The organism is Acinetobacter sp. UBA1496 (assembly GCF_002324975.1).
GTDB classification, from domain to species: Bacteria; Pseudomonadota; Gammaproteobacteria; order Pseudomonadales; family Moraxellaceae; genus Acinetobacter; species Acinetobacter variabilis.
On sequence record NZ_DCRI01000067.1, the window covers coordinates 1 to 11,284 of the forward strand.

Below are 11,284 nucleotides of genomic sequence, written 5' to 3' on the forward strand. Positions count from 1 at the left end.
CTTGCTGCTTGAATCCGCCATTTTTAGTATTTAAAAATTTGGATAAAAGTAGGTTGGATAATTCTGGTATCGGATTTAAAGGCGTTATAAATTATTAAGATGTTTAGTTAAATCCCTAAAAGTCATTAACACTTTGATGATGAATAAATTTTATTTCTATATAAAAATAAAAATTTTATCAGAATAGAGATAATTAAATTTTTAAGAAAAGAATTTTTAGACGATAAATTTTATAGAAAATATCTCCTTATTTTTCTGCTTTATTCTTGATCTTAAAAAAATTACTAAAACTGCCCAAAACTTGGACATACGCGCTGCGAAAGTGGAAAGATAACTTCTCTTTTTTATAAATTCCTTTAATGTACAATTGTTCAGAAATTAAAGGTTGTCCATATGTCTACATCTTCGGATATGACTGACCAACAGCGAATCTCTAAGGTCAGAAATATCGTTACACAGGCCGGGGAAGAAATGCGTACCCGTTATCCTATACTCAAACATCAGAATTTTATTGGTGCGAGTATTTTAGGTTTTGCCTGGACGGGGATGATCGCATGCGCATTGGCATATGGATATGGTTATCTTTCGGCGTGGTTCACCATTCCATTGATTGCAATTTTTGCTTCACTGACACATGAATTGGAACATGACCTGATTCATTATATGTATTTCAAAAAAACGCCTTGGGCACATCATTTGATGCTGGCACTGGTATGGCTGGCTCGTCCAAATACAATTAGTCCATGGGCTCGCCGACGCATGCATTTGCATCACCATAAATATTCAGGAACTGAATATGATCTTGAAGAACGTGGCATCAGTAATGGTATGCCATGGGGGATTCGCCGCATACTAGTGATCAGTGACCAGTTGATGTCAGTGTATTTGCGTCCTTTTCAGATGTTTAAAATGATTCATCTTTTTATGGAAAAACAACCTGAAAAAGAACGTAAAGTTGCCATGATTTCTCAGCTCTTGGGCTTCTTGCCATTAAGCATGATTTATTATGGTCTGTGCTATTTATTTGTAGTTTTTCATGTAGGCAATGCTGTTGCACCAATCTTTGGTTATGAAATGCTTTGGTCGGAAAGTATCATCGAAGCTATGCCGCTTGTGAATTTCTTGGCAGTAATTTGGATCATTCCGAATTTTATCCGTTCTTTTAGCCTGCAATTCGTTAGCTCCAATATGCATTATTATGGTGATATTGATCCACGCGATGTCATCAAGCAGACTCAGGTACTGAATCCATGGTGGATGGTGCCATTCCAGTTATTTTGCTGTAATTTCGGTTCAACTCATGCGATCCATCATTTTGTGGTCAAAGAACCCTTTTATATACGTCAGTTGACCTCTAAAACGGCGCATAAAGTCATGAAAGAAGTGGGTGTACGCTTTAATGATATCGGAACTTTCAAGCGCATGAACCGCTGGAATGATCATAAAGTTTGATAGATCAGCTACATTAAAAAAAAATCCCGCTAAATGGCGGGATTTTTTAATTTTTTAATCTACTCGTTAAGTAAAAATTTTATATACAAATATTAGAAAGCAATGTACGGACAAAATTCTAAGTTACGTGAATATTCATTAAAAATGACTGCTGAGGTATTACTCGTAATCCATAAATTGCAGTAGAATCAATCATATCTTTATATAAATTAGTCCATTATGTTGCTCAAAGCTGCCACTATTGCCTTAATTCCCGCGCTCATAATTCAGGGTAACCGTGTCAAAAAAAATACGATAAAACTTCCAGAACCAGAAGGTGCACGTGAAGGGCAAACAGGAACAGGAAAAAAACTTTCATTACTGATTGTAGGTGATTCAGCAGCAGCAGGCGTGGGCGTAGATCATCAGGATGATGCTTTACTCGGCGCGATTCTGAATGAGCTAAAAAATGACTTTGAAATTGAATGGAAGTTGCAGGCAAAAACAGGCGATACCACCTCAAAAGTCATTCGTACTTTAGACCAGATTGAAGCTAAATCCTATGATGTGGTCGTGACTTCAGTCGGCGTGAATGATGTGACTAAATTCATGCCTGCCGATGTCTGGATCAAGAAGCAGGAACAGTTTTATAGCAAAATCCAGCAAAAGTTTAATCCAAAACTGGTGATTGCAGCCGGTGTTCCTCCAATGAACATGTTCCCGGCTTTACCGAATCCTTTGGCCTGGTTATTTGGTCAATATGCCAAACACATGAACCAGCAACTGGAAAAATTTGTGAACAAGCAGAGGAACATGCAATGGATTGAATACGATATTGAAAAATATCGTGCCATGAATTTACAAATGGCCAAAGATGGTTTTCATCCAAGTAAGGAAGTTTATACACTTTGGGGACAAGAAGTTGCTAGTAAGATCCGTCAGGCATTCTAAAATAACTGAAATGCCTGAATCTGGAACAGTTTATGTTGGATATTGAAACCCATCCATTACCGCCATTTTTACCGCCCAATGCCAAATTACTGATGTTGGGCAGCTTTCCACCACCCGCAACGCGCTGGAAAATGAATTTTTATTATCCGAATTACCAAAATGATATGTGGCGGATATTTGGGTTAATTTTCTTTAAAAATAAAGATTACTTTTTGGACTTACCCAATAAAAAATTTCAGGAACATCTAATCCGTGAGTTTCTAACTGAAACGGGTATTGCGATTTTTGACAGTGCTTATCAGATCCGACGCCTGAAGGGAAATGCTTCCGATAAATTTCTGGAAATTGTAGTGCCAACCAATTTGCAGGATCTATTAGGGAAAATGCCAGACTGCAACCACATCATGACCACAGGCGACAAGGCTACAGATACCCTGATGCTATCGATGCCTGAAGGTACGTTGAAACCAAGTATAGGCGAGCCCACTCAGGCACATTTTCTTGGACGTGAGCTGTATTTATACCGGATGCCGTCTTCATCCCGAGCTTATCCTTTGGCTCTAGATAAGAAAGCAGACAGTTATCGGATGATGTTCGAGCATGTCGGTCTAATTTGAGTTATGAATAAATATAAATTTTAAGTATATTTTTGAAATAAACTTACTTTTAGAAAGTTCTTAAATATTTTCTACCTGCATATTGGGATATTCGACCCAGCGATAATCCTTAACTTTAATATCCCGCACATGATGAAAGCTGGACCAGATCAGTTTGCTCCCTTTACTCCATTTTAAAGCTAAAATACGAGATTCAACTTTCTCAATCTCTTCCGCTGTAGCAGGACGTAAAGAGCCAATTTCTGCATATAGACGTACACCGGGATAATGCTTAAATTTTCCCTTAAACATGGAGCTTAACCAGAAAAGTTTGCTGCTATTCACAGCTTGAATGCATGCAAGTGGCTGATGCTGTAAATTTTCAGAGAAGGTGGTGGAGTAGGTATCAAAAAAGAAACCTGTATTAGACTGCTGATCCAGGAAGACAGTTCCGATCGGAGTAATACTAGGAAAGCCTTGGGGATTGACGGTTGCGATCGAACAATACATTGCTGCACGCTGTGCATTAGCAACTACCTGACGGATATTTTGCCATTCAGAAGGGGAAATCATGATGTTTTCTCTTTATTATTTTAATCAAGCTTAATCTGTATGTCTAAAATAGGCATTGCCATAAAAATATTCAGGTCAAGGCAATTTAACCAATTAAAAATAAGAAATAAATTTCCTATGAACAAAAAGAGCCGATATGGCTCTTTTAAATTTTAGAAATGGAAAATGGAAAAATGAATTAACTATCATATTCCACATAATCCCACAGGTTTAAGCGCGCTTTAATTTCCTTGCGAATATTTGGCAACATTGGAAGTAATGTCCCGTCAATCCATAAACTTAAAGCCTGTGCAGAAATCAGTTGCTGTTGTTCATCGACCAGTTGTGCACCTTTAACCATCACCAGCGTTTCTTCAGAAGCTTCGGTTTCAACACCTTTAAATAGTACCTGTAATTCATAACCGTTATCCTGAATCAGCCATTCCAGTTCGATCTGGATATTCTGATTAGATTTAAGTACGACCTGACCTTCGACCAAGTCTGAATCAGACAGGCAATCATGTTCAACCCGTACTTTGGCTAAAAACCATTCTTGGTGAGACAGATCCTGCAAGGTCTTAACAGGGGTGAGAATATCACTGAATTTAAACTGGCGGCTTAAATCAAAAAATTGCATGGGAGTGGAAAGCGAAAATTCGCAAAATACTGGAAAAGTGTAATTCTAGAGCAATCAACGGAATAGGTAAAACCTTTGTCAGCATTGATCTGATTAATGTATAAGAAATAAGCTGAAAAATATAAGTAGAAAAACTCGATTTAGAGATTTAGTCAATTTTATATTGTTCAGCTTATTACCAATAAAGATCTAAAATATCTAAAGCCAACTATCAATTAAGGAAAAACCACACTAAATGTAATTTGATTGCAATGTATCTGTCATTACATTAACCATTCTCCCGGGAATTTTGTCACCAGATTCATCATATAACGCTGGAATTGTGTTGTTTCAGGGTCATGATTATGCTGAATCACTGAACCATTTTTTTGATGTTCCAGCCAAATGATCTCGCCCTGTTTATTTAACTTAAGTTGATAAGCCATTCTGGGTAAATACTGGTTTAAGGACTTGGTAATTTCATCTTGGAGCTGATCAGATTCAATCACCAGACCGACTTCAGTGTTTAAATATGCAGAACGTGGATCGAAGTTAAAGGAACCAATAAATACCATGCCATCCAGATCAAAGAATTTGGCATGCAAACTGGAGCTGTTCTTATTTTTGGCCGGAATAATATTACCGGTCATAATTTCATACCAGGTCCGTTTTGGTCGTTCAATATAGGGTTTAAATTCCCAGAGCTCAATTCCATTTGTGAGGAGCTGTTTACGGTATTGCTGATAATAGGCGTGGACCAAAGCTACATCATTTGCCTGGAAAGAATTGGTTAAAATTCTGATTTTGACACCTTGTTGGGCACGTTTACTTAAATAATCCGCACCTTCCTGAGTAGGAATGAAATAAGAAGAAACCAGTTCCAGATGGTCTTTGGGCTCACCCATAAGTTCCAGCATATGAGTATAAATATAATCACCATTCTGGGCGCTACGACGGGTCTTGGAAGGGGCATCGGCAACAAAATAGGCATTTCCCCATTTAATCGGGCGCTTTCTCAGCTGTTCATCAATCTGCTGTTCCGCAATAACAACTCGACGTTTCAACTCATTTTTATCGACTTCATCTTCTTTAAATTCGGTTCGCAGCCGTTTTAAAAGTTGTGGATTGCCTGAATCATTTAGAACTTGTCGGATGTCATAGCTTAGATCATCGTTCCAGAATTTGATAAAGGTCTGATTCGCATCGTGTGCTGGTTTTCCGGCAAAGAAAATATCAACATCGCTAAACTGAAAGTCTTCACTGGCATCAAAATATTCACTACTGATATTCCGACCACCTGTGACCGCTGCCGTACCATCTGCAATAATCAGTTTATTATGCATGCGCGGATTAACATATTTCATACGGAATCCGTAATCAAGGGCACGCAATTGACGGAATTTATAAGGATTAAATAGTCTGACTTCGAAATTAGGGTGTTGGGCTAAGGCCAGCAGCTTATCATCCAGTTGAGTTCCGTTCTGGTCATCAATCTGAACCCGAACCTTCACGCCTCGATCAGCGGCTTTTAATAATTGGGAGAGAATCATGTTGCCAATATAGTCATCTTTCCAGATGTAATATTGCAGGTCGAGATGGTATTTGGCCTGATTGATCAGATATAACCTTGCCGCCATACTCATAAAACCATCATATAAAGGCAGATAAGCCGTTTTACCTTCCTGAATTTGTGGTAGCTGTTCCTCTCTAATCCAGTGGGCCGATTGTACGGGAGTAATAGCTTCTTCTTTTGCTGTATTGGGAGCTAATTCACAGCCAGAAATAGTCAGGCTAAAAACAAAAATACTTAAACATGTAATTGACGAGGGCTTAGTCATTGATGTTCCATTTGTTATAGGGGTTTTATTCCTCAACTAGTGATGTTAATGGTTGAATCTCCGAATAGAAAGAGGTTACTGTTAACCATCTGTAAATCAGTAATAAAAGGATTGTTTTACATGAAATCACGTGCAGCGGTTGCATTTGGCCCAGGTCAGCCATTAGAAATTGTGGAAGTAGATGTTGCTCCACCAAAAGCAGGTGAAGTACTGGTAAAAATTAGCCATACTGGCGTATGTCATACCGATGCATTTACCTTGTCTGGTGATGATCCGGAAGGCGTATTTCCAGCAATTTTAGGCCACGAAGGTGCGGGTGTGGTCGTTGAGGTAGGTGAAGGCGTAACGAGTCTGAAACCGGGTGATCATGTGATTCCACTTTACACAGCAGAATGTGGTGAATGTCTGTTCTGTAAATCGGGTAAGACCAACCTGTGTGTAGCGGTTCGTGCGACTCAGGGTAAAGGTGTAATGCCAGATGGAACTACCCGTTTTTCTTATAATGGCCAGCCAATTTATCATTATATGGGCTGTTCAACGTTCTCTGAATATACAGTCGTTGCAGAAGTTTCTCTGGCGAAAATTAACCCTGAAGCTAACCATGAGCAAGTGTGTTTATTGGGCTGTGGCGTGACTACAGGTATTGGTGCAGTACATAACACTGCTAAAGTGCAGGAAGGCGATAGTGTTGCTGTATTTGGCTTAGGCGGTATTGGACTTGCAGTTGTACAAGGGTGCTCGTCAGGCTAAGGCAGGTCGTATTATTGCCGTGGATACCAATCCAGATAAATTCGAACTGGCTAAACAGTTTGGTGCTACTGATTTTGTGAATCCGAAAGACTATGACAAGCCAATTCAGCAAGTGATTGTGGAAATGACCGGTTGGGGCGTAGACCACTCTTTTGAATGTATTGGTAATGTCGACGTAATGCGTTCAGCACTAGAATGTGCGCATCGCGGTTGGGGTCAGTCTGTGATTATTGGCGTAGCAGGTGCAGGTAAAGAAATCTCGACTCGTCCATTCCAGCTAGTCACAAGCCGTAAATGGATGAGTACGGCATTTGGTGGTGTTAAGGGCCGTTCTCAATTACCGGGCATGGTTGAGCAGGCCATGAAAGGCGAAATTCAATTAGAACCATTTGTGACACATACGATGCCATTAGATCAGATCAATGAAGCTTTTGACCTGATGCATGAAGGTAAATCAATCCGTACAGTCATTCATTTTGACTAAGCTGTTTTAATCTAAAAAAGACCGGTACCAATCCGGTCTTTTTTATGCGGCTTTCACTTGATTCAAGATACATTAGTGCATGAAAGCCTCACAGAGAGTCACTGAAACAACACACGCCTGCTAATGTCATTACATACCAGATGCTTATATTAAATAGAACGTATGAAAATACGTGATAAAACCATTTTAAAGAATAAGGATAAGCTCTATGTCGAATGATAATTTTGATCGTGATGTAATTAAGAATGCGCCTAAAGATGTCCGCGATGATTTAAATGCTGATCCAATTACTGGTGAACCTGGTGCTCATCCTGTGGGTACAGGTGTTGGTGCTGCAGGTGGCGCAGCGGCAGGTGCAGCGGTCGGTGCCGCAGGCGGTCCGGTCGGTGCAGCAGTAGGTGGTGTTGTTGGGGCAGTGGTCGGTGGTCTCGCAGGTAAAGGCGTAGGCGAAGCTGTGAACCCGACTGAAGAAGCAGCTTTCTGGCGAGATAATGCTGTTGAAACCCCTTATTATTCAGATGCCCGTACCACGTATAGCGATTTAGATTACGATCGTGACTATGATGCGGCCTATCGTGTCGGTTATGAAAACCGTGGGGCATATGATGCTAATACCCGTTTTGAAGACGTAGAAAGCGATCTGAAAGTAAAATGGGAGCAAGCAAAAGGCCAGTCACGTCTGAACTGGGAACAGGCAAAATTTGCAGTACGTGATGCATGGAATCGCGTAACCCGTTAATTGCAAATGCCAAAACCAAGATCTTATATGCTCTTGGTTTTAAGGAAATGGGCAAAGTCCGCTGACTTTCACGACTTTGTTCATTATTAATATCTGAAAATTAATCACTGAAAGGCTAGAATTCTAGGGCGATAAGTAAAAGTACAAATACTGATAAATATTTTTTTATATTTACTACTTGTCAAAACTGGATAGAGCGCGTATTTTAATTTCAGATTCACATTTTTATGAAAGACATAAACATGTTAAAGCAACCTATCATTTCAAACGCTTATTTTTATTTCTGGCAGTTTAGATAATTGCCTGAATGCGTTTGGGCAATGAAAAGGTTGCCCACCAGTTAATACCTGATCGGCAACCCTGATCAGGTTTTTTTATGCATGTGATTTAACAATTTTTTGGAGACAGCCATGACAAACTTTAACTATTCATACTTTAGCAACTTTTATTGGTCTTACTTTAGCCAGCTAATGACGCTTTCGACATCTTCGATTAGACCCATAACGCTCAAATAAAAGTTTGGACTGATTGCCAGTCCCAGGATTTAAAGTCATGAATATTGCAAATACATCACAACAACATCAAATAGAAACCATTTTAGCTTTGCCACAGCAGCTTAAGCAGCAATTGCCACTGTCTCCGCAATTGGCTGTACAAGTCGCTGAACAGCGTCAAATTATTCAAAATATTTTAGAGGGTAAAGATCACCGTTTAATGGTGATTACCGGACCATGTTCCATTCATGATGAAGCTTCCGCACTGGAATATGCAGAAAAATTAAAACAGCTTCAGGAACAGGTCTCAGATCAAATTTTCCTGGTTATGCGGGCTTATATTGAAAAACCACGGACTACTGTCGGCTGGAAAGGCTTCCTGTATGACCCAGAACTCGATGGCTCATCCAATATGCAATTGGGTCTGGAAAAATCTCGTGCACTGTACCTAAAACTGATTGGCATGGGCCTGCCGATTGCCTCAGAGATCTTAAGTCCAATGGCAACGGCGTATTTTGATGATCTATTGACCTGGGGCGCGATTGGCGCGCGTACAAGTGAATCACAAATTCACCGTGAAATTTCCAGCCATATGCCGTACAGCATCGGTTTCAAAAATGGGACAGATGGTTCGATTCAAATTGCTCTTGATGCCATTCAGTCAGCTTCCAACCCCCATCAGTTCCTGGGGATGAGTCAATCGGGTTTGCCATGTATCCTGAACTCACAAGGTAATCCAAAAGCACATTTGATCCTGCGTGGTTCAAATAGTGGTCCGAACTACCAGTTGTCTGAAATTGAAAAGATTAAAGCAAAACACTCAATCGATTTGCCGGCCCTGGTTATTGATTGCAGTCATGGCAATAGTTCAAAAAACCCAATGCTACAATCTAAAGTGCTGGAGCAGATCGTCGCTGAACGTTTGCACAACAATGTACGTGGTGTAATGCTCGAAAGTCATCTGGTCGATGGCAACCAGAAAATCTCAGAAGATATGGTTTACGGCCAGTCAGTGACTGATGGATGTCTGGGCTGGACAAAAACCGAGCAATTATTGTTAAATATGGCAGATTCACTGCGATGCGAAAGTTTAAAGCGTAGCGCTTAAACTGACGGTCTTGTCTTTCCTCAATTCGTTGGGGAAAGACAGAATCGGATGAAGCTGATCAGCGCATCTCCTAGATGCTTAAAGCAGCTCATCAGAGCGTTTGAAAATAAAAATAATGATTAGAAAAATCTTATAAATTTAATAAAAACAAACAATAACAATAATTTATTAAAGACTGTACTCCAGATGAGTCTATGAGCTTTGCCCGCAAATAAAATTAAAAAGTAATCGTCTTAATCCATTTTTGCAGGCGGAAAATACTCAAATTTCTATACTTGAACTGTTTAGATCACGTACGCTTTCTACCGATTAATACTGAGGATCTGGGCAAAGCATAATTTGACTAAAAACATATGACGAATGTCACTTTTAACGTTAGGTGACATAATCAGTGTCATGGTCTGAAAATGGATATTTCTATTTTGGGCTTACACTAATATTTTGCATAACAGCCATTATGTTAAATGGGGAAGACTTATAATTATTCCTCTATTAGATTTTTTAGATACGGAGCAAATGGCCACATGAGTGTCTTATATGGAAATTCAGGTTGATAGTTATCTTCTTCAAAGCCTTTAGTAAAAGTAATTTGAATTAGATCAGGAGAAATAAATTTTAATTTTGCTAATGCAAGATCTACATCACGCCATCCGATGTTTTTATGAATTTTAATAAATATAGATTTGCCACGAACTCTATCGAAATAAAAAGTTAGTTTTTCTGGATAGTTTGAAGTGGTTATGGTTCCAGAAAAAACATAATTATGAGTGTTTTCAATTTCTAGTGAGAAAAAAATTGAATCTTGAGTATATATGTCGCCCTCATTTGTCCACCCTCCTTTCTCAATAAATACTTTTCGTGTTTCGTACTCTATTTTATTTTTATAGTCTCTAAGAAAGTAAATCAGGGATATGAAAGCAATAATAAATCCTAAAATAGTACATATATTGGCCAATATATTTAACCATTTAATTATTTCGTCTGACATAAGAATTACTATATTGTAAAGTGCTAAAATTAACACAATATGAATAGCCATCTCTACTATTTCTACAAGATGAATTTATGAATGATTTTTTAACGATAACAGGTTGGATTATAGGTGTAGTATCAATTAGTTATGCTTATCTTTCAGGTAAAAAAAGCGATGAAAAATTTTCTAGTGTTCTTAACAAACTAGCTTCTCAGCCTATAGAGATTTTAGCTATTCTTAGCTCACCAAATGAAAATAAAGTAATAGAGCTATATGATTTTCAGAATAGAGTTAATGAACCCTATGTTTTATCTAAGTTTGATATAGATAATGATGGAGAGGATGAAATTTTCATACAATCAGGTGCAGGACCATATAGCTGTAAATTAGAAATATATAATTATATAAAAGATCCAGATGAACCCACACTTCAATTAATGGATACAGTAGTTGTTAGCACGACTACTGGATACATATTCACTGATATAGATAATGATGGGATGCTAGAAATTATAACAAATGATAATTCTATTAAGGCAGATAAACCCTATGTCTTAGGTTTTAGAGATAGAGTTATTTTCAAATTTGTAGATAAAAAAATTAAAGAAATATCACGTTTAGAGCTTTATACAGAAGAAATGACATAAAGATTAGAGACGTTTGAAAAAGAGAATTTTAGTTAAGTTGAGGGTATATAAATTAAATATATATTAAAGTTTTTCTAAAATTAATATAATACACCTTATACGAAA

At 38.4% G+C, this 11,284-nt stretch carries 10 protein-coding genes and 1 pseudogene; 7 read left to right on the forward strand and 4 right to left on the reverse strand.

The genetic code is table 11. The features are described from left to right. Positions 1–393: 393 nt before the first annotated feature. The 3 genes from B3143_RS07400 (at position 394) to B3143_RS07410 (ending at position 2,999) form a co-directional block, all read left to right on the forward strand. Positions 394–1,452: a fatty acid desaturase gene (locus tag B3143_RS07400; protein WP_208462264.1), complete on the forward strand. Its 1,059-nt coding sequence runs from the start codon at positions 394–396 to the stop codon at positions 1,450–1,452. 219 nt (positions 1,453–1,671) lie between these two features. Continuing rightward, positions 1,672–2,382: an SGNH/GDSL hydrolase family protein gene (locus tag B3143_RS07405; RefSeq protein WP_208462265.1), complete on the forward strand. Its 711-nt coding sequence runs from the start codon at positions 1,672–1,674 to the stop codon at positions 2,380–2,382. A 32-nt stretch (positions 2,383–2,414) separates the two neighbouring features. Next, positions 2,415–2,999, forward strand: a complete 585-nt coding sequence (locus B3143_RS07410) for a uracil-DNA glycosylase family protein (protein ID WP_034171362.1) — start codon at positions 2,415–2,417, stop codon at positions 2,997–2,999. A 60-nt stretch (positions 3,000–3,059) separates the two neighbouring features. Here the strand turns inward: B3143_RS07410 and B3143_RS07415 are convergent, their stop codons facing one another. The 3 genes from B3143_RS07415 to B3143_RS07425 form a co-directional block, all read right to left on the reverse strand. Next, the gene (locus tag B3143_RS07415) at positions 3,060–3,551 is read right to left on the reverse strand and encodes a pyridoxamine 5'-phosphate oxidase family protein (RefSeq protein WP_005235855.1); all 492 of its coding nucleotides are present in this window, start codon (positions 3,549–3,551) and stop codon (positions 3,060–3,062) included. 178 nt (positions 3,552–3,729) lie between these two features. Continuing rightward, positions 3,730–4,167 carry a hypothetical protein gene (locus B3143_RS07420; RefSeq protein WP_208462266.1) on the reverse strand — a complete coding sequence of 146 codons (438 nt, stop codon included), beginning with the start codon at positions 4,165–4,167 and terminating at the stop codon, positions 3,730–3,732. Positions 4,168–4,430: 263 nt separating this feature from the next. After that, positions 4,431–5,984: a phospholipase D family protein gene (locus tag B3143_RS07425; RefSeq protein WP_208462267.1), complete on the reverse strand. Its 1,554-nt coding sequence runs from the start codon at positions 5,982–5,984 to the stop codon at positions 4,431–4,433. A gap of 120 nt (positions 5,985–6,104) precedes the next feature. On the opposite strand from B3143_RS07425, the pseudogene B3143_RS07430 reads away from it, so the two are divergent. The 3 genes and pseudogenes from B3143_RS07430 to B3143_RS07440 all read left to right on the forward strand — a co-directional run bounded on the left by B3143_RS07430 (position 6,105) and on the right by B3143_RS07440 (position 9,559). Further along, positions 6,105–7,218 (forward strand): annotated as a pseudogene (locus B3143_RS07430) (S-(hydroxymethyl)glutathione dehydrogenase/class III alcohol dehydrogenase). Between the two features lie 208 nt (positions 7,219–7,426). After that, positions 7,427–7,957 carry a hypothetical protein gene (locus tag B3143_RS07435; RefSeq protein WP_034704160.1) on the forward strand — a complete coding sequence of 177 codons (531 nt, stop codon included), beginning with the start codon at positions 7,427–7,429 and terminating at the stop codon, positions 7,955–7,957. A 552-nt stretch (positions 7,958–8,509) separates the two neighbouring features. Next, on the forward strand, positions 8,510–9,559 hold the full coding sequence (locus tag B3143_RS07440; protein ID WP_208462268.1) for a 3-deoxy-7-phosphoheptulonate synthase: 1,050 nt from the start codon (positions 8,510–8,512) through the stop codon (positions 9,557–9,559). A gap of 481 nt (positions 9,560–10,040) precedes the next feature. Here B3143_RS07440 and B3143_RS07445 read toward each other — a convergent pair whose 3' ends face one another. Next, positions 10,041–10,598, reverse strand: coding sequence for a hypothetical protein (locus B3143_RS07445; protein ID WP_208462269.1), 558 nt, complete (start codon positions 10,596–10,598; stop codon positions 10,041–10,043). A gap of 26 nt (positions 10,599–10,624) precedes the next feature. On the opposite strand from B3143_RS07445, the gene B3143_RS07450 reads away from it, so the two are divergent. Beyond that, on the forward strand, positions 10,625–11,179 hold the full coding sequence (locus B3143_RS07450) for an FG-GAP repeat domain-containing protein (RefSeq protein ID WP_208462270.1): 555 nt from the start codon (positions 10,625–10,627) through the stop codon (positions 11,177–11,179). The last annotated feature ends 105 nt before the right edge of the window (positions 11,180–11,284 follow it).

What these genes read in the sequence shown, in the direction of transcription:
- B3143_RS07400 (WP_208462264.1), top strand. Translation starts at nt 394, where the DNA reads ATGTCTACATCTTCGGATATGACTGACCAACAGCGAATCTCTAAGGTC.
- B3143_RS07405 (WP_208462265.1), top strand. Translation starts at nt 1,672, where the DNA reads ATGTTGCTCAAAGCTGCCACTATTGCCTTAATTCCCGCGCTCATAATT.
- B3143_RS07410 (WP_034171362.1), top strand. Translation starts at nt 2,415, where the DNA reads ATGTTGGATATTGAAACCCATCCATTACCGCCATTTTTACCGCCCAAT.
- B3143_RS07415 (WP_005235855.1), bottom strand. Translation starts at nt 3,551, where the DNA reads ATGATTTCCCCTTCTGAATGGCAAAATATCCGTCAGGTAGTTGCTAAT.
- B3143_RS07420 (WP_208462266.1), bottom strand. Translation starts at nt 4,167, where the DNA reads ATGCAATTTTTTGATTTAAGCCGCCAGTTTAAATTCAGTGATATTCTC.
- B3143_RS07425 (WP_208462267.1), bottom strand. Translation starts at nt 5,984, where the DNA reads ATGACTAAGCCCTCGTCAATTACATGTTTAAGTATTTTTGTTTTTAGC.
- B3143_RS07435 (WP_034704160.1), top strand. Translation starts at nt 7,427, where the DNA reads ATGTCGAATGATAATTTTGATCGTGATGTAATTAAGAATGCGCCTAAA.
- B3143_RS07440 (WP_208462268.1), top strand. Translation starts at nt 8,510, where the DNA reads ATGAATATTGCAAATACATCACAACAACATCAAATAGAAACCATTTTA.
- B3143_RS07445 (WP_208462269.1), bottom strand. Translation starts at nt 10,598, where the DNA reads ATGGCTATTCATATTGTGTTAATTTTAGCACTTTACAATATAGTAATT.
- B3143_RS07450 (WP_208462270.1), top strand. Translation starts at nt 10,625, where the DNA reads ATGAATGATTTTTTAACGATAACAGGTTGGATTATAGGTGTAGTATCA.